Origin of the sequence: Microcoleus sp. CZ3-B2 (assembly GCF_036705055.1) — a bacterium.
Classification (GTDB): Bacteria; Cyanobacteriota; Cyanobacteriia; order Cyanobacteriales; family Microcoleaceae; genus Microcoleus.
In genome coordinates, this window is record NZ_JAUBTN010000003.1 from 139,148 (window position 1) to 158,083 (window position 18,936).

General features: G+C 44.4%; 12 protein-coding genes and 1 tRNA gene. 9 read left to right on the forward strand and 4 right to left on the reverse strand.

The window, feature by feature from the left end:
* Positions 1-17: 17 nt before the first annotated feature.
* Complete coding sequence (gene tnpB, locus QUA97_RS02320; RefSeq protein WP_333192705.1) at positions 18-1,214, reverse strand: IS200/IS605 family element RNA-guided endonuclease TnpB; 1,197 nt, start codon at positions 1,212-1,214, stop codon at positions 18-20.
* Positions 1,215-1,855: 641 nt separating this feature from the next.
* On the opposite strand from tnpB, the gene QUA97_RS02325 reads away from it, so the two are divergent.
* Positions 1,856-4,150: a PAS domain-containing protein gene (locus QUA97_RS02325; RefSeq protein WP_333192708.1), complete on the forward strand. Its 2,295-nt coding sequence runs from the start codon at positions 1,856-1,858 to the stop codon at positions 4,148-4,150.
* Positions 4,151-4,447: 297 nt separating this feature from the next.
* Positions 4,448-5,425 carry an RNA-guided endonuclease InsQ/TnpB family protein gene (locus tag QUA97_RS02330; RefSeq protein ID WP_333192709.1) on the forward strand — a complete coding sequence of 326 codons (978 nt, stop codon included), beginning with the start codon at positions 4,448-4,450 and terminating at the stop codon, positions 5,423-5,425.
* A 560-nt stretch (positions 5,426-5,985) separates the two neighbouring features.
* Here QUA97_RS02330 and QUA97_RS02335 read toward each other — a convergent pair.
* The gene (locus tag QUA97_RS02335) at positions 5,986-6,306 is read right to left on the reverse strand and encodes a hypothetical protein (protein ID WP_194068089.1); all 321 of its coding nucleotides are present in this window, start codon (positions 6,304-6,306) and stop codon (positions 5,986-5,988) included.
* An 84-nt stretch (positions 6,307-6,390) separates the two neighbouring features.
* Between QUA97_RS02335 and QUA97_RS02340 the strand changes: the two genes are divergently transcribed.
* From QUA97_RS02340 to QUA97_RS02370, 7 genes are all read left to right on the forward strand, one after another.
* Positions 6,391-7,311 (forward strand): ion channel, encoded by a 921-nt coding sequence (locus QUA97_RS02340; RefSeq protein WP_333192712.1) that lies wholly within the window; start codon positions 6,391-6,393, stop codon positions 7,309-7,311.
* Between the two features lie 190 nt (positions 7,312-7,501).
* On the forward strand, positions 7,502-7,828 hold the full coding sequence (locus QUA97_RS02345; protein WP_194068102.1) for a DUF433 domain-containing protein: 327 nt from the start codon (positions 7,502-7,504) through the stop codon (positions 7,826-7,828).
* A 3-nt stretch (positions 7,829-7,831) separates the two neighbouring features.
* Positions 7,832-8,173, forward strand: a complete 342-nt coding sequence (locus QUA97_RS02350) for a DUF5615 family PIN-like protein (RefSeq protein WP_194068090.1) — start codon at positions 7,832-7,834, stop codon at positions 8,171-8,173.
* A 229-nt stretch (positions 8,174-8,402) separates the two neighbouring features.
* Positions 8,403-9,608: a metallophosphoesterase family protein gene (locus QUA97_RS02355; protein ID WP_333192715.1), complete on the forward strand. Its 1,206-nt coding sequence runs from the start codon at positions 8,403-8,405 to the stop codon at positions 9,606-9,608.
* A 137-nt stretch (positions 9,609-9,745) separates the two neighbouring features.
* Positions 9,746-12,787: an SMC family ATPase gene (locus tag QUA97_RS02360; protein ID WP_333192717.1), complete on the forward strand. Its 3,042-nt coding sequence runs from the start codon at positions 9,746-9,748 to the stop codon at positions 12,785-12,787.
* A 175-nt stretch (positions 12,788-12,962) separates the two neighbouring features.
* Entirely contained in the window at positions 12,963-14,132 is a 1,170-nt protein-coding gene (locus QUA97_RS02365) for a pyridoxal phosphate-dependent aminotransferase (RefSeq protein ID WP_333192719.1), read from the forward strand.
* Positions 14,133-14,147: 15 nt separating this feature from the next.
* Complete coding sequence (locus QUA97_RS02370) at positions 14,148-16,028, forward strand: aminopeptidase P family protein (RefSeq protein WP_333192721.1); 1,881 nt, start codon at positions 14,148-14,150, stop codon at positions 16,026-16,028.
* A gap of 166 nt (positions 16,029-16,194) precedes the next feature.
* Here QUA97_RS02370 and QUA97_RS02375 read toward each other — a convergent pair.
* Together QUA97_RS02375 and QUA97_RS02380 are read right to left on the reverse strand one after the other, a co-directional pair.
* Positions 16,195-16,267: transfer RNA gene (locus QUA97_RS02375), tRNA-Thr, on the reverse strand.
* A gap of 385 nt (positions 16,268-16,652) precedes the next feature.
* A complete protein-coding gene (locus QUA97_RS02380) occupies positions 16,653-18,923 on the reverse strand; it encodes a serine/threonine protein kinase (protein ID WP_228050066.1) in 2,271 nt (756 codons plus the stop codon).
* Between the last annotated feature and the right edge of the window lie 13 nt (positions 18,924-18,936).

The window sequence follows — 18,936 nt, forward strand, 5'->3', positions numbered from 1 at the left end:
TACCAGACGCTGACCACTTAAGTGGTACAGCGCTGGCTTCCTGATTCAACGGGGCGGGGCGTCCAACAAAACGGAAGTTTTGACGAGGAAAGGCTTACATCCCCTTCACAGGCAGAAGCGCTAGTCCCTAACGCCAGAATCCGCAAGGCTTCATTTCTAATGTTTTTCGCTGCATTTACATCACGGTCATGGTGCGTACCACAATGCTCGCAAGTCCATGCTCTAACATCAAGAGTGAGATTATCAACTCGATTTAGGCATACATGGCAAGTCTTAGAGCTAGGAAACCATCTATCGATTTCAACGTATTGTTTTCCTTCACTCTGGGACTTGTACTTGAGCATCGTGCAGAACATACCCCAGCCAACATCACTAATAGCTTTGGCTAAATTATGGTTCTTTACCATGCCTTTGATGTTGAGATTTTCTACTGCAATAACTTGGTTTTCGTTAACTATCTTGCGGGATAGCTTGTGCAGAAAATCTTCGCGGCACCGGGCAATTTTGGAGTGGACTTTTGCCACCGCCAGTTTCGCCTTTTTCCTGTTTTGACTGTTTTTCTTTTTGCGAGAAAGCTTTTGCTGCTTGCGTTTCAAGTTTCGTTGGCGCTTGACAAAATGCTTGGGATTGCCAAACTTAGAGCCATCACTGGTAATCGCAAAATGAGTTAACCCGACATCAATGCCAATAGCTTTATCTACTGGGACTAACTCAGGCTGTTCTTTTGCATCGTCAATCAAAACAGAAACAAAGTGTTTACCGTCCGGGTTGCGAGATACGGTAACAGTCTTAATGCTTCCCTCAAAGTCACGATGTCGCCGACAGAAAACTAAACCAATTTTAGGTAAATTGATATAGTCACCCTCAAATTTGACATTTTGAGGGTAACTGATCGACTGCCTACTATGCTTGGCTTTAAATTTGGGCAGCATAGCCCTCTTGTCAAAGAAGTTTTTGTAGGCAGTAGATAAATTCAATGCAACCACCTGCAAGCATTGAGAATATGGCTCTTTCAACCATTCGTATTCTTTCTTGAGTACAGGGAGCAAGCTTTGTATGTATGCTCTGGATAGTCCTTTTCCGGTATTCTTGTAAGTTTCTTGACATAAATTCAAAGCATAGTTCCAGAACCATCTCGCACAGCCAAAAGACTTTGCAAGCAAGACTTCTTGCTCATGTGTGGGATAAATTCTGTACTTGTAAGCTTTATACATTTATCAGGAATGCAGAATACCGATAAAATTATCATAGCGCACAAAAATGATTATTGATTCGCTGTCGCTCAATTTATTTTATGACTCTTTTTCATCCCGACGCTCACCTTCGGTAGAGCGCGGGACTTCCCATTCGCATTAGTTAAGATGGGAATCGGCCAAACAGGGCATCGGGCTTCCAGTCAACAGTCAACAGTCAACAGTCAACAGTCAACAGTCAACTGACAACAGTCAACTGACAACAGTCAACTGATACCGCTAGGGAATTGATTCCCTGGCGGTATAACTGCCGTGAGGGTTTGCAGGAGATGTGGATAATCACAAGGTTTAAACTCCTACCCGAAGTCCGTACAAACTCAAAGCTCGATCGAACTTTCATTCAAATTCGGCAGCACTAGGCATAACCAACCAATTTCAATATAAAAAATATACAACTACTTTCAGTGATATTACTTAGTCCCATATTTTTTTAAACTTTCTCAAATTAGCGATCGACTGCGCCAGAGGAAACTAGCATCGCCATTCAAGCTATACCGCTAAACTTTAAAATTTATTACTTTTGACACTTGACATGAATAAAGTGTTACACTATACAAACAAATTAAAAAACTTTATAGTCGCAAATTTGAGCGCTTACTACAATGAACACACAAGTATTTAAGCATTTCAATGAATTGCAGCAACATATCGATCCATTACCTCTAGAACAAAAAGAAAATTTTACCAGTAATATTAACAATTTATCCTGCTCTTTGCAGGAATTGTCAGTCGAAACTCAGCAAATTTTATCAACAAAAGAAAAGCAAACTAAATCAGAACAAATTAACCACTGTTTAGAACTTAAAGTATCTCAACAAGGTGCTCGAATCAGAAATTTAGAGCAGCAGTTAGACGAAAGTCAGGTGCAGTATAAAAAAGTGACTCAGGTGCTGACAAAAGCAGAAGTAAGATTGCACACTCTCCTCGCAAATTCTTCCGATTTAATCACAATTATTGAAGCTGACGGGCGGATAGGAGACGAAACTTCGGTGGCGCTAGAGCGGATTTTAGGCTACAAACCAGAACAAAAAATCGGTAAATTATATAATGATTTAATCCACCCAGATGATGCCCCTGCTTGGCAGGAATATTTTGCCAACTTGCTCAAACAACCGGGGATTGCACCGCCCATAGAATATCGCAAACGCCACGCTAACGGTGACTGGGTATATTTAGAAACCATTGCTAACAATTTACTACACGATTCCAGCATCAACGGCATAGTAATCAATTCTCGCGATATCACAGAGCGGAAGCTCTCAGCAGCAGCGTTAGAAAAATCGCAACAGCAAATCGTTAATATCTTAGAAAACATCACAGAGGGCTTTTATACGCTCAACCGCCATTGGCAGTTTACTTACATTAACCAGAAAGCAGAAGATTGCTGGTACAGAAAGCGTCAAGAGCTTTTAGGTAAAAATATTTGGGAGCAGTTTCCAGAAAGCGCAAAGACGATTTTTTTTAATGAACTTCATAATGCCGTCTCCCGTAATGTTGCTGTTAAATTTGAATGGTATTACGAGCAGCCAAATATCTGGTTGGAAATCGAAGCTTATCCGTCGGAAGAAGGTTTATCTGTGTTCTTTCAAAATATCACGGCTCGCAAAAACCAAGAAGATGCGCTGCAAAAAATCCACTCTCAGCTCCTACAGCAAACCAACCTGCTCAATAGTGTCCTCTCAAATACACCGGGCAGACTTTTGATGTTCGATCGCGCAGGGCGGTTAACTTATATCAATCGCGCCGGACTAGAGTTAACTCCGCTGTCAAAAACCTGCATTTTAGGCAAATCAGTAGCAGAAATTGGCTGGCCGCCAGAACTGATCGAACTCCACAATAATTGCTGGAAAAATGTACTAGCCACAGGAGAAAGTTTAACAATAGAAACAGAGTTTATTCATCCGCGCACCGGGCGCAGGAATTATTGCAGTTACATTTTTAGCCCGATCGCGAATGCGGAGGGTAGCATCGAAGCAGTTCTCGTGACAAATAGAGACATTACCGAACTTAAAACAGCCGAAGCAGCTTTGCGGGAATCAGAATCCCGGTATCGCATTCTCTCGGAAATTACCTCCGATTTTGCCTATTCTTTTAACCTATTGCCCGATCGAACATGGGCGTGCGAGTGGATGACTGAAGCTTTTACTCGGATTACAGGCTATAGTGCATCAGAAATCGCAAATTCCGGTTGGCCCGAATGCAACTGCATTCATCCCGAAGATCGAGAAATGCTGCAGGAACAAATGCAGTCTCGCTCCTGCAGCAGCAAGGAAGTCAGCGAATATCGAATTGTCACCAAATCCGGTGAAATCCGCTGGCTGTGGGATTGCCGGCAAGTTGTGTGGGATGAAGCCGAGAATCGCGCTGTAGGTGTTTACGGTGCTTGTCAGGACATCACCGAACACAAGTTAGTAGAGGCTAAATTGTGCGAAACCAATCAAGTTTTAGAAGGGTTAATTGAAGCTTTGCCCGTGGCGGTTTTTGCTGTCGATGCGTCGGCTGCGGTGACGCTGTGGAATCCGGCGGCGGAGCAAATTTTGGGCTGGGAAAAATCGGAGGTTTTGGGGAAGATTTTGCCGATCGTCCCCAGCGATGAAATTCTCGACTTTAGCGCTATGCTTCAGTCAGAATTGGCAGGAAAAGCGCCAGTTGCCAAGCAGTGCCAGCGGCAGCGCAAAGACGGTTCATTAATCGATGTCTGTGTCTCAAGTTTACCGCTGCGAAATCCCCAAGGCCTGATTACCGGGAGTTTGAGGATATTTTCTGCGATTTCCGCAGCCCTAGGAAAGCAGGAGAAAAAAGGGAATATCAAGGGCGAGGGCGATCTACTCGATCCCTTTTGGGCGCGTTACGTCAGCCTTCCTCACCTTAATGTTGCAAGGAGGCTCCCGCTATAACGAAGTTTAGCCGCGAGAGGAATTGCAACCAGTATAAACGTGCGACAGCACAACGGCAATAATTAAGCTATACTCATAGTAGTGAGTTTTTTGGTGAGATGGAACAAGTCCTGACTTTAGTTGTAAAGCTTCAAGCTAGTATCGAACAGCAACAATTGTTGTCCGATACAGCTTATGCTTTTGCGTCAGCTTGTAACTGGATTAATCAAAATGTTAATCATAACCTAACTAACAGAAACTCCATCCAAGCTGTCTGTTACAAAGATCTGAAAGAACAGTTTGGACTAACAGCTAACCATGTTGTTAGAGCTTGTGAAGCGAGTAGGAGCTAACCGATTAACGGCAAAACAGAAAGGGAAAAAGGTCAAGAGCTTTAAGCCCACTAGCTTTGATTGTGATGCTAGGACTTTTCGTTTCGTTGAGTCAAATTGGACGGTGAGCATTTCTACAACTCTCAAGCGGTTAACAGTTTCTTTGAGAGCTAGTAACTACCCTAAGGGCAAGCTAACAGGTCATAATCCTACTTCGGCTCAAGTTTGTTTGCACAAAGATGGTTGCTGGTACGTCCATATTCAGCTAAAATCGGAAACTCCGAAACCTCAAAAAACAACTAACGTAATTGGTGTCGATTTCGGAAGGCGTGATCTAGCTGTAACTAGCACAGGTAAATCGTGGTCAGGTAAGGAGATTCAAAAAACTAGAGATAAGTATAGCCGTGTTCGGGCTTCTTTGCAAAAAAAAGCATCTCAAGGCACAAGGTCATCTAGACGTAGAGCTAGACAGATTTTGAAACGGTTAGGAGGACGCGCGGGAAGATACCAAGCATGGCTAAATCATAACATCTCAACAGCCATTATTAATGATGCAAAACAGACTCAATCCTTTGTTTCAATCGAAGATTTAACAGGGATTCGCGAACAAACTAACTCTAAACCCAGAAACAAGACTGAAAGAAGAAGGTCTAATTCTTGGGCTTTTTATCAGTTAAGAACGTTTCTCGAATACAAAGGAATAAAGGAAGGGATTGAGGTAGTTGCCGTCAATCCAGCCTATACGAGCCAAAGTTGCCATTGTTGTTTGCATATCGGTGTCAGAACCGAGAAGAAATTTAAGTGCAGCAATAAAGTCTGTGGTTGGATTGGTGATGCAGACGAAAATGGCTCGAAGATGATTGCATTATTGGGGGCGAGTGTAAGCCGTCCTAGAGGTTCTGAGTTGTTGTCTTGTGCAATCGCTCAAGGGCTACCAAAAGCCCCCACTATAGCGTTAGCTTAGTGGCGGGTAGTTTACCTCACCAACCAATAAACAAGTTCGCAGCGAATAATATCACTAACATAGGTTAGTATAGCCTTTCTGTGCTCTCATATTATGAGGTACTATGCGGCATAGGGCATAGGGCATACCTCACTTTTTTGAGAAAGGCTATAGTGCAATACGGTTCACTTAACATATTTATGCCCCGGAGATCCCCCTCGCATCCCCCGGATAGTCGGGGAGTAGGGGTTGACTTTGAGGGGATTCTTGTTCCCCCCTTTTTAAGGGGTGTGCCAGGGAGATCGTCTTAAGTAAACCGTATTGGGCTATAGTGAGGACTTCATTCCTTCTTAAATCCAACTAACAGCTAGCAATAATATCACTCAAATAAGTTAGTAGTGAGGACTTCATTTCTTCTGAAATCCAATCGGTAAAAACTCAAATTCTCAATAACTAATATCAAATCCTCTCTTCATCAGAATAGTAAATTCGAGTTCACTGTTGACGGTTGACGGTTGACAGTAAACAGTCAACAGTCAACATCATTCCGGTGTCACCGGAAATGATATAACCCGTAGTTTTCAATCTTCAACTCGTCTGACAGCCATGCGTTGCAGCGGCAGGCTGAGGATGCTAGAAGCAGTCAACAAGTAAGAAAGAACAGTTGTCAGCTTCAAACTGAGCAATAACCAGCTATCCTCTGGTAAATGAAGTTTCAGCCCGAAGACAGAAATGCAGTACACTATCCAGTAAGTAAAGCTCATCTCAATCAGCATTTCTTCGCTCAAAGCACGATCGCCCGCCAGCTTCGACTCACGCTTATCGCCCAGCAACAGCAGACCTGCAATTGAAGCCATAAAAGAAATCATCACCACACAGTCACGCCAGTTAAGCTCAACCATTTTCAACTCCGCTGCGATCTGAATTTTTGAAATTAAAAATCAGTCTAAGGGATAAGTTTTCCCGCTTCCAGCAATAGTTACAAATTGAAACAGCAGCAGTTACAAATCGCAATGAAAATGCACCGCAACCGCCCGCAACCGTCTCGTTTAGTCGGCCGAAAAGAAAAATCCACCTTAAATATTGTTAAGTTGGGAATACCTCGCCTGCATTTTGCCGACCTCTACCACAAACTGCTAACTCTTTCTTGGCCGCAATTTTTCCTTCTGATTTGTCTGTCGTATTTAGTCATGAATGGTTTATTTGCCTTAGCTTACTTGGCAGGAGGAGATTGCATTGCTAATGCTCGGCATGGTTCTTTGAAAGATGCCTTTTATTTCAGCGTGCAAACAATGGCGACCATCGGCTACGGCGCAATGTTTCCCCGCACCGATTACGCTAATACTATAGTCGCGATCGAAGCGTTTTTTGGTTTGTGGGCCGTGGCGATGGTGACGGGACTAGCTTTTTCAAAATTTTCCCGGCCAAGCGCTAGAGTTATCTTCAGCCGCGTAGCAGTAATAGCTCCTTTCAACGGCGTTCCCACTCTGATGTATCGCGCGGGAAATCAGCGCTTCAATCAAATTTTAGAAGCCCAGCAGGGAGTTACTTTGATCCGCGACGAAGTAACATCGGAAGGAGAATATATGCGCCGTTTTTACGATTTGCAATTAATGCGGAATCAATCTCGTATTTTTTCCTTAACTTGGACGGTAATGCACGCAATTGATGAGAGCAGTCCTTTGTACCAACTTACTGCTAAAGACTTGATGGAGCAGGAAATAGAAATTGTAATTACGCTCACTGGAATTGACGAAACAGTTTCGCAAACTATTAACGCGCGACATTCTTTTGTAGCGTCGGAAATTATGTGGAATATGCGGTTTGTAGATATTATTTTGAGAGCGCCGGATGGTGGTCGGGTGGTTGATTATACTCGGTTTCACGATGTGAAACCTATTGAATGAGACAAAATTTACCCGCGAGTGCGTCGAAACCCTATTTTTGGCGAAATATAGCTTTCCCACCTTGAATTTCCATAAAAACCCGGTTTCTTTGGTATCGATCCAGGAGTGCTATGAAAATTTTGATTTAGTCACTGCTAGAATACTTGTATGCCAAAATAAGCTAATATTTATGAACTCAATAGCTGCGAATATGACACTGAAAGAATTGCAACCGCAACTCCTAGCGTTAAGTCCCGAGGAAAAGACTCAAGCTATACAATTACTCGCCCAAAGTTTAACCAACTTTTGGGCGGGCATTCAAAAGACTCCAGATGTCATGGGGGGAGAAGCCTGTATCCGAAAAACTCGGATTCCTGTTTGGCTGTTGGTAAGTTATCGCCGTCAAAGTGCCACCGATGCTCATATTTTAGAAGGTCATCCGGATTTGAGTGCTGCAGATTTGGTGAATGCTTTTAGTTATGCTGAGGCATATCCTGATGAGATTGAAAGAGCAATTCGAGAACAGGAAGAGGCATAAACTGTGGCGCGTCTTTATGCAGATGAACAATACCCGTTTCCTGTTGTAAAATTACTGCGAAATTTGGGCCATGATGTCCTGACAGTTCAAGAAGCGGGTAAGGCTAACCAAAAGATTCCGGATGAAGAAGTTTTAGATTCTGCTATTAGCAATAATCGTGCATTTTTGACATTAAATAGACCGGACTTTATACAAATGCACAGGTTGAGTTCTGACCATGCGGGCATAATTGTCTGCACAAACGACCAAAACTGGGAACGGCTGGCTGTACGCATTAATGAAGCTATTTCTAATCTGGAAACACTGAGAAGTCTACTGATTAGAGTTAATCGACCGTCGGAGTGAGCATAAGTGATAGAATACATCGAGTATGAAATGAACTTGCAAACTTGACAAATAAATCCACTCTCAATTTACCCAATTAAACATAAAATACCGCTCTCCTAAAAGCTTTCTGTGCATCTTTTATTCCATCTTCCTTCTTCCATCGGACTGATGACGTTGTACGGAAAACTCGGAGGCGACAGCACTGATGACTAATGACTGATGACTAATGACTGATGACTAATGACTGATGACTAATGACTTCTTCCTTCTTCTTACTATGCGAATAATTCATACTGCTGACTGGCATTTGGGGCGGCGTTTTCGAGGGATCGATCGCACTTCCGAAATTGCGATCGCCCTCGAACAGATTTTGAAACAAGCCAAAGAGCTCGATGTCGATGCCGTGCTCGTCGCCGGCGACATTTTTGACGTTCCCAACCCTCCAGCCTACGCTGAGCGCGTTGCCTATCACTTTTTCTGCGAGCTCCAAGCTGCCGGAATTCCCGCAATTGCGATCGCCGGCAATCACGATTCCGCATCCCGCATCGACAGCATCGCCCAATTGCTCTCCCTCGCCGGCGTTCGCGCCCTAGGCAAACCCAAGCGTTCCGCCGACGGCGGCAGCATTACTCTTAATACAAAAAGCGGTAAACTCTGCGTGGGAGCGATGCCTTTTGCTTCCGAACAAAGACTGTTAGATGCTAATGCTATCTGGTACTCCGGCGATGCCAAAGTCCGCCAAGACTACCGCGAAATTGTAGCAGATTTACTGCAAGATTTAACTACAGATTTTCGCGACAATACTGTAAATATGCTGATGGGACACATGAGCATTGACGGCGCTCGCTTGGCCAAATCCGAAGTCGCTTATTACACGCGAGAAAAATACTTGCTTTCATCGCAAACTCTGCCACCAGAAGCCCAGTATATCGCCCTCGGACACATCCACATCCACCAGCGCATTGCTAAGAATTCCCTCGCCTATTATTCCGGTTCTTTGATTCAGTTAGATTTCGGAGAAGCCGAACAGGAAAAAGGATTTTGTTTGATAGAAGTTGAGCCTGGAAGTCAGGCAAAGGTAGAATTTAAACCTGTGGCTTGCAACAAACCGTTAAAAGTGCTTCAATGTGATAATGACAATCTTGATGCTGTTTTAGAAGCTCATCAATATCATCCTGGTTTCTTAAAGGTAATTGTCGATCTAGACAGCCCGCAAATCGGATTAGCCGATCGCGTGCGGCAAATCTGTTCTCAAGCGTTGTTGATTGAACCGCGCTATCGAGATGCACCGCTAGAAGCCACGGAAATGACTAATATCGATCCCAACAATTTCGATCCGGCGGCCGAGTTCTGCAACTATTACCAAAACCGTTTGGGAACGACACCGCAACCCGCTGTATTGGAGGGATTTCAGGATTTGTACAAGAAGTTTAAGGAAACAGTTAATAATTAAATTAGTAATTGGTAATTGGTAATTCTTTGCCATTACTCCGATGCCGAATGGACTTGATAAGTGCCACAGCACTCGGAAAAACATCATTGTAAAAATTCCACAATCTAAAATCCACAATCTAAAATCTAAAATCGTTTATGCGTCCACTAGAACTTTTACTCGAAGGATTTACCAGCTTCCGCCGGGAACAGCGTTTAGATTTTTCTCAACTCGATTTGTTTGCAATTACTGGTGCTACGGGTGCGGGGAAATCTTCGCTGCTAGATGCGATGACTTACGCGCTTTTTGGTACGACAACTCGCAGCGGCAAACAAGTAGGCGATTTAGCAAGTCAAGGTAGTAAAAATTTAAAGGTACAGTTGCGTTTTACTGTGGGTTCTGCCCAGTATCGGGTGACGCGGACATGGCGTTTTCGTCCAAAAACTCCTGAAAACAAGGTGATTTTGGACTGCTGGCAAAACGGCCAGTGGGAAACTTTGGGAACGAGTATTGTTGCAGTGCAAAATACGATCGAACAAATTTTAGGAATGGATTTTGATACTTTTACACGAGCAATTATTCTGCCTCAAGGAAAGTTTGATGAGTTTATTAAAGGGGATGCTTCTAAGCGCCGGGAAATTTTGCGGCAGCTAGCGGGATTTGAGATTTTTGAGCAGATGCGGAAGGAAGCAAACGAACTCGCAAAGTTGCTGAAACAGGAACGGGAAATGGTGGAAAGGCAGTTAGCTGACTTGAGCGCGCCGACGGCGGATGAGGTGGCCGGAAAGCGATCGCAACTTGGGATTTTAGAGCAGCAGTTACCTGAGTTCGAGCGCGCCGTGATGACAGCTCAGAAAGCCTTAGACGAAGAGGAACAGCTATTTTTACAAATCGCTCGGTGGCAAGAATTACAACAAAAATTGGCTGAGTTAAATGCTAGTTCCGCCGAGATTGAAATTTTAGCACAGCGTTTGGAAAGGGCGCAAGCTGCCAATCATTTACAGGGAGATTGGGCTTTAGTGCGATCGGCTCGCAGTCAAAATGAAACTGCCGAAAAAGCCGCTAAATCAGCGCGGGAACAATTAATTAAAGCTCGCTGCGAGCTAGCAGCAGAGCAACAGCAACTTGACGAGGCTCAAGCCAAAGCAGAGGCACTAGCACCACAATTTAAGGCTCGTGAAAATGCTCTGTCTGCTGCGAAAGTATATGAAGAACAGCGCACTCAATTAGAAAAAGAAGTGGCAATCGCCCAAAAAAGACAACAGGAAAAACTCCGCTTTTTCCAAGCGGCAGAAAAAGAATTGCAAGCTACTAACATTAAAATTCAGAATGCGGGTTTTCGAGTTACTAGAGCAGCAGTATTGCTCGAACAGTCTTCGCCGGGAGGAAAGCGTTTAGAGCAGTTGCAGGAAGTTGCACCTTTATTGGTGGAACTTCAGCTTATTGCCAAACAGGGAAAAAGTCAGCAGGAAATGTTGGGTAAGTCTCTGGCAGAAAAAGAAAGCGCTCAACAGAATTATGTCGAAGTTGTCACTAATTTAACAGCGGCAGAAATCCGGCTCAAAGAGTGCAGCGATGAGTTAGAAGCGGCGGAAACTGCTAATGCGGAAGCGGCACGTTTAGAGACTGTTGCTGCTGTCAGAATGTCGCTGAATTCTGGCGATACTTGTCCGGTGTGCGGCGGGGTGCATCCTGAGAGCGATTTGCTCCCTCCTTTACCGATTTCTAAGATTGTAGATGTCGCTGGTTTGCGCCGGAAACTGGCGACAGCCAATCAGTTTTTTCAATCAGCTCAAATGGCCGTGGCTGAGGGAAAAAGTGCAGTTTCATCCTGCGAGCAAAAACAGTCGGAAATTGCTCAAATGTTAGAATTGACGGCGAAAAGAGTTGGCGAATTGCAGCACCAAATCTCGGAAATTCTGGAGGAGCGAGAATGGGAAGTGTCGCAGTTGCAGCAGGAGTTGGCAATTCTTAAAGAGAACGATCGCCAATACCGAGAAATTGAGCAGCAATTCCAAATCGCATCCTTGGAATATAATAATTACGAAGAAAAATTAAATTTTGCAGCGACGACAAAAGCTGCTAAACAGCAAGAATATCAAGAGGCAATCGCCGAATCTGACCGCCGACAGCAGCAGTTACAAAGTTGTGTAAACGCGCTCTATCAAATTACCGAATATCAACCTTATGTTAATTTAGCACAGGCTTTAGAAACAGACAAGCAAGAGTTAAAGGATCTGCTGAGAATTGCCGAAAAATCTTATCGACTTGCTCAAAATATTGCTATTCAAGCTGCAGAAAGAGAGCAACAAGCGGGAGAATTTTTTGCACGAACTCAGGCGGAAAAACAGCAGCTAAATTTGGATTGGTTGGCAAAATTAACAGCGGCTGATTTCACCGAAGAGACTTTTTTAGCAGCGGTGACATTAGTTAACGAACAATTGCAGTGGGAAAATGCGATTCGATCCGTGCGGGAGTCAAAAATTCAGCTAGAGACGCGGGCGAAAGATTTGAGCGAGGCGATCGCGGGTAGGACTACCGATGAAGATACTTTAGCACAAGTGCGAGCTGCAAAACAAACCACCCAAGAAAACCTCAAACAAGCCAACAACAACCGCACCGAGCTTTTAGCGTGGGTACAAGTAGCAGCGCAAACCCTCGAACAATCCGAAAGACTGTCGCAGCAAATCACAAATTTCGCAGAACAAGAGCAAACCTACCACACATTAGCGCAAAATCTGAAATCCAACGAATTTCAATCCTACATTTTAGAACATTTAGAAGCAGAATTAGTCGGCAGCGCCACCGTAATTTTGCAAGAATTAACCGACAATCGCTACCAGCTAAAAAACCAAGAAGGCGAATACTGGGTAACAGATAATTGGAACGGCGGCGAAGCGAGACGAGTCCGCACCCTTTCCGGCGGAGAAACCTTTGCAACTTCCCTATCAATGGCTTTAGCTTTATCAGAAAAATTATCTCAAGGAGCTCAATTGGGCAGCTTATTTCTTGATGAAGGATTCGGTACCTTAGACGCAGAAACTCTCGAAAGCGTTACTCAAATTTTAGAATCTTTGCGGCAGCGAGAAAGACTAATTGGAGTGATTACCCACGTTCGAGGCTTGGGCGAAAGATTGCCCGCCCAAGTGAAAGTATTTAAGTCACCCCAAGGTTCTAGAATAGAAGTTGAAAAAGTTTAATACAGGGCGGTTGAAACCAGGTTTACACAAGCAAAACCCGACGAAAGCGGGTTTAAGATTGGACGGTTAACAGTACGTTATTTTCTTCAGTCCGCGCAGGCGGACTTCCCTTTTGTAGACGCGGTTTCAACCGCCGTCTGCAAACAAATTTAATCCTAAAAACAAAGTTAAATTAATGAAAAATTACCCCACTCGAATGCAATCGGTACAATCGCCAATAATTCCCGTAGTAGGCGAACTAATCCAGCAAAATCCGGGAACAATATCTTTAGGACAAGGCGTAGTTTACTACAATCCGCCCCAAGAATCCTTTAACAAAATCCCCGAATTCCTCGCAAACCCCGACAATCACAAATACAAAGCCGTCGAAGGAATTCCCGAATTACAAGATGCAATCGCAGCCAAACTCAAGACAGATAACGGCATAGAAATTAACAACAAAAACTGCATTGTTGTCACCGCCGGCAGCAACATGGGATTTACCAACGCCATTCTCGCCATCACCTCGGCGGGAGACGAAATTATTATCCAATCACCTTATTATTTTAACCACGAAATGGCGGCAATCATGGCAAATTGCCGCCCAGTCATAGTAGAAACCGACGCTAGCTATCAACTCAATATCGATGCTATCAAAAAAGCAATTACTCACAAAACGCGAGCAATTGTCACCATTTCACCCAACAACCCAACCGGCGTAGTTTATGATTCTGAATCACTGCGCGAAGTAAACGAAATTTGCCGCCAGCACAACATTTATCACATCAGCGACGAAGCTTACGAATATTTTACCTATAACGGCGTTAAACACTGTTCTCCCGCAGCTTTTCCCCACAGTAACGAACATACAATTTCCCTGTTTAGCCTTTCTAAAGCCTACGGTTTTGCGAGTTGGCGCATCGGGTATATGGTAATCCCAGAACATTTGCTGGTTTCCGTGAGAAAGATTCAAGATACTATCTTAATTTGTCCGCCGGTAATTTCTCAATATGCAGCCTTGGGAGCCTTGCAAGTTGGTAGAGGTTACTGCGATAATTATGTAAGGGCGATCGCATCGGTGCGACAACTCGTATTAAACGAACTCAATACAATCCAATATCTGTGTACAATTTCCCCGGCCTGCGGAGCTTTCTACTTTTTCTTGAAAGTTGACACGGAACTCGATACAATGGAATTAGTAGAACAATTAATTCGCGAATATCGCGTAGCAGTGCTTCCCGGTACAACCTTCGGCATGGATAGCGGCTGCTATTTGCGCGTTGCTTACGGTGCTCTGGAAACTGAAACAGCGGCCGCAGGAATTAGCAGGTTGGTCAAAGGTTTAAAGGCAATTTTAAACAAGTAAAATAGGATGTCAAAAATGGTTACAGCTAATTTAATAACAGATAAAAGTATTGAAGTTTTACCCGCTGCTAAGCTTAAAAACTTGCGCGAGTTGATGGCAATTTACGACTTAGATTGCTATTTAATTCCAGCAGTTGACGAACACTTAAATTTATCAGTTCCAGCAGCCAAGCAGCGACGAGCTTGGATTTCCGGTTTTACTGGTTCGGCCGGCGATTTGTTGGTTGGTAAAGATGCTGCTTGGTTGTTTGTGGATTCCCGCTATTACGAACAAGCAGAATTGCAAGTGGATGCTGCACTGATTCAAATATCGAAACTCGGCTTAGAAGGAAATTTAAGTTTAATTGAAACCTTAGAAAAAATCGCGGTAGAATCTGCCCAAAAGTCAACTAAAATTAGATTTGGTTTTGACCCGTTTACGGTAGCGACAGAGCAATATCAAAACTGGGTCAGAAAATTTGCAACTGCTGGAATTGAACTCGTAGCGATATCGGAGAATTTAGCAGACAAAGTTCGACAAACTACAGAAGTTTTACCCGCCATTGACGAATCTCCGATATTTAGTTTACCAGTATCTCTGACGGGAGAAACCGCTGCTCAAAAGTTAGCGCGAGTCAGGGAAGCGATGCAAACTGCAAACATCGACGTGCTACCGATTAGCAACCTGAATCAAATAGCGTGGCTGTTCAATCTCCGAGGTTCGGATATTCCCCACATTCCGATTTTTATATCCTATGCGATTGTCACCGCAGATACTGCGTTTTTGTTTACCAATCCCGATCGCATTTCAGCAGAAATCAAGCAAGAATTGTCGCCTGCTGTAACTGTGCTTCCCTACGCAGACTATCCGTCAATCTTAGAATCGTGCGTCAATTTGCCGAAAAAAGTTCGGGTGCTATTAGACTCGAAACACAGCACTGCAGGCACGTATAAGTTAATTTTAGGTCAACAAACAACTGAAAATAAGATTGAAATAGTTTTCGCTGCGAATCCGGTAGAAGGGATGAAAGCTCGGAAAAATCCTGTGGAAATCGAGCAGATGAAATCAGCCAATTTTAAGGCAAGTCGAGCGAAAGTTCTGACTTTAATGTGGTTGACAGAGCAGCTAAAAAATGGTAAGGTTTTGACTGAGTTTGATGTTAAAGAAAGCATCGAAAGTTTTTATCAGCAAGAAACGGATTTTCAGACTTTAACGTTTAGAACGATCGCCGGTGCGGGTGCAAATAGCTCGATCGTACATTACGGAACCCCAAGCCCCGAAATCACCTTAAAACCGGGAGAATTGCTGCTGCTGGACTCAGGGGCGCAGTATTTAGCAGGAACAACCGACGATACGAGAACCATGATTGTCGGGGAACCGACGGCGCTGCAAATCGAACACTACACAACCGTCTTAATCGCGCATATCAACTGTGCGCTGCAGCAATTTCCCAAAGGTACAACCGGATCGCAATTAGATGCGATCGCCCGTGCGGTATTATGGCAACAACAGCTAGACTACGGACATGGCACCGGGCACGGAGTCGGCGCGTTTTTAGCCGGTCACGAAGGCCCCAACGGTATCAGCAAATTTGTCCAATATCCCCTAGAAGCGGGAATGGTAACAAGTATCGAACCGGGATATTACGAACCGGGATGGGGCGGAATTCGTCTCGAAAATCTCTATATTGTCAGGGAAATGCCCTCAAAAAACGGTTCGGTTTGGTACGGATTTGAACCGTTGACGTATATTCCCTTTGAAAGGAAATTGATAAATGGCGATCGGCTGTCAAAGACTCAACTACAATGGTTGAACAACTATCACGCCTCCGTAATCGAGAAACTCGCACCCGTACTTGATGCAGCAACAATCGCCTGGTTGAAAAAAGCCTGTGCTGTATTAGGTAAAGCCTCGTAATTTCTCGCAGATTTAACTTGTGCACCTATTTTCATCGAAACTTTTGTGGGCTGGGCTCGCGAGCCCGCCCAAAGGTACAAAATAGCACATATCAGATAGGGACACGGCACTGCCGTGTCCCTACTGTATTTAATCCGATATTTCATTCGATTTAAAACTGCTATAAAGCTGGTGACAAGACTCGAACTTGCGACAGGCTGATTACAAATCAGCTACTCTACCAACTGAGTTACACCAGCAGTGAAACTTAATATAGCAAACTTATAGTCATTAGCGCAACCCCCCCAGCCAACTTTTTTTTCAAATTCGCCCAAAACCCCTCCCCGTAAGGGCAGAACCGGAATTAGAGGAATTTAGCAGTCTGGCGCGCACCCAGACTCCAGAAACCGGGTTTCTTCCTAGATTTCTCGTCACTCAACCCAAATTTTCCCAGAAACCCGGTTTCTCGCCCCCGTAGGTAAATGTTGTGGAACTTATCGCCGCGACAGGGCGGACTCCCAGCCACAGCAGATCGTCTAAACTACTGACTAATGACTAATGACGGCAGGAGGGCGGGCACGCACCATCCACCGCCCCTACTGACTAATGACTAATGACTACTGACTAATGACTAATGACTAATGACTAATCGCAGCGCCAAATCTTAATTGTCTCATCCGCGCTGCCGCTGGCTAGCAAATTGCCCGAAGGTGCGATCGCCACCGAGTATACAGTACCCGAATGTCCCTTAAGAGTGCTCAATAGCTCCCCCGTATGCAAATTCCAAAGATTAATCGTATTATCATCGCAGCCGCTAGCCAAAGTCAAACCGTCCCGACTGATAGCAACCGAATCGCCCCTACTTACATAATTCTGCAAAATATGTAGCCCCTCATTCATCCCTAAATTCGCTACACCCTTTCCCCTCGCAGAATGAGAATTGAAAATCCGCAACAAACTGCCCGTATGCAAATTCCGGAGCTTAATTGTATAATCATTGCTGACGCTAGCGAGAATTTGACCGTCCGGCGCGATCGCCACAGAATTCACCCCCACATTCACCCCCGAAAGAGTCCGCAACAACTTACCGCTTTCCACATCCCAAACCTTGCTCGTCGCATCCGAACTACCGCTCGCCAATATCTTACCATCCGGGCTAAAAACCACCGCATTCACATTGTTAGAATGACCCCTCAAAGTCCGCAGCAACTCACCAGTCCGCAAATTCCAAAGCTTAATCGTATTATCTGCCCCGCCGCAGCTAGCAATTATCTGCCCCTTCGGGTTAATCGCCACCGAATTCACTTCCATAGAATGTCCCGGAAAAGTACACAGCAAATCGCCGTTGTACAAATTCCAAAACTTAATTGTTTCATCCGAACTGCCGCTGACCAACATTTTTCCGTCATAGCTAATAGCAACGGAATTTACGCGATCGGAATGTCCCGTCAAAGTGCCAATTAATTCCCCTTTTTCTAAATTCCAAATCTTAATAGTTTTATCCCAACTACCGCTAGCCAGAATTTTACTGTCAGGACTAATCGCCAGAGAATTCACAAACGATGAATGTCCCGGCAACGTATATACGCACCGCCATTTCAGATTTTTCAATTGGTGAGCTAATTCCTTCGCTCGTTTAGATGCCTCCTCAGTTTCCTCTCTGTGCTTGAGTTCCCGATCCTCCAAACGCTTCCTTTCTGCCCTAGCTTTCGCCTCTCGCAGCGCCAACCGCCGCATCTCTCCTTTATAGACTATTCGCTGCTGTTCCTGAATTTCTTTAAGAGTTTCAATATACGGTTGAGCCCAATCTTTAGAAAACCATTCTTGAGCAAATTCCGCCTCTAATTTGAATAGCTGAGGTTCGTGGGTAAAATCAATATTTAAATAATACAAATCCGCTAAAAAAGCCGCTAATAACTTATGAATTGTTACAATTATTTGCCGAATAATCCGCAGACTAACCTTTTCATCTTTGCCCTCGGCTTCCAACTGCTGATAAACCTCTTCCCAATTCCAAGGCTGCATCGCCACTAGAGAAACGCTCTGATTGATGATTCCCCAAAAACCAAGGTGAAAATTGACTTCATAATCGCTGATATCGCTGTACAATATAGCTGTCGGCACGGGAGACAAAACAGTCTGCAACCGCTCCACATCAATATCAGAAATCGCTTTTTTAAAATAGTCTCCGTAAAATTGAACCGGACAAGATTCTCCGTGCTGGGGGTAGTGCTGATTCAAAAAAGATCTCAACTTAGCCGGCAGCTCGATATTTAGATTGTGACGAAAAGAATCCGGGCAATCTTGGCTAATTTTTGCGGGAGCAACCAACAGCAGCAATCGGTGCTGTTGCTGCTGCAAAATTTGTTCGGTTTCCTGTCTGCTCAAATTAGAAAACCAGTTGTCTTTGTCCCAAATAGTTTGAATTTGGCTCAGCTTAACTCGAATTGCTTCTGATTGAAACTCCCGCATTAACTCGCGGCAAAGCCGGCTAATGGCCCGCTTATCTCTCAATTCTTGTGCCTTAACTCGATTGGCGCGTTCTTCCTTTACCCATTCTTCTTCTATGCTGGCGATCGCGATTAATTCTTGTTCGCGGCTGTGCTGTCGCTGCAAATATTTCACTTGTGCTTTAATCCAGCGGGGGTCTTTTTTGATTTGCTGGTTCAAAGCCGAAGAAGCAGCCGAAGGCTCAATTTCTGCATAGCGTTCGTTAACAGCGCTTGCTCCCAATCTTTCTCCCAATTCGCTAGCTACAGGCTTCAACAGTTCAATTATCGTGTCTGAGAGGGGGCGGGGTAAGGACATATCAGTCAAAACTTTTTTTAACTCAAGGGCGATCGGGCGAGTGAGGCATATTCGCCAAGGCTGGACTCTTACCGCGATCGCGCTTATTTGGGAGAGCAGCCAGCGCATCCGTAAGGCCTAT

Excerpts from the sequence above, each read along its gene's own strand:
- tnpB (WP_333192705.1), bottom strand. The coding sequence starts at position 1,214 with ATGTATAAAGCTTACAAGTACAGAATTTATCCCACACATGAGCAAGAA.
- QUA97_RS02325 (WP_333192708.1), top strand. The coding sequence starts at position 1,856 with ATGAACACACAAGTATTTAAGCATTTCAATGAATTGCAGCAACATATC.
- QUA97_RS02330 (WP_333192709.1), top strand. The coding sequence starts at position 4,448 with ATGTTGTTAGAGCTTGTGAAGCGAGTAGGAGCTAACCGATTAACGGCA.
- QUA97_RS02335 (WP_194068089.1), bottom strand. The coding sequence starts at position 6,306 with ATGGTTGAGCTTAACTGGCGTGACTGTGTGGTGATGATTTCTTTTATG.
- QUA97_RS02345 (WP_194068102.1), top strand. The coding sequence starts at position 7,502 with ATGACACTGAAAGAATTGCAACCGCAACTCCTAGCGTTAAGTCCCGAG.
- QUA97_RS02355 (WP_333192715.1), top strand. The coding sequence starts at position 8,403 with ATGACTAATGACTTCTTCCTTCTTCTTACTATGCGAATAATTCATACT.
- QUA97_RS02360 (WP_333192717.1), top strand. The coding sequence starts at position 9,746 with ATGCGTCCACTAGAACTTTTACTCGAAGGATTTACCAGCTTCCGCCGG.
- QUA97_RS02365 (WP_333192719.1), top strand. The coding sequence starts at position 12,963 with ATGAAAAATTACCCCACTCGAATGCAATCGGTACAATCGCCAATAATT.
- QUA97_RS02370 (WP_333192721.1), top strand. The coding sequence starts at position 14,148 with ATGGTTACAGCTAATTTAATAACAGATAAAAGTATTGAAGTTTTACCC.
- QUA97_RS02380 (WP_228050066.1), bottom strand. The coding sequence starts at position 18,923 with ATGCGCTGGCTGCTCTCCCAAATAAGCGCGATCGCGGTAAGAGTCCAG.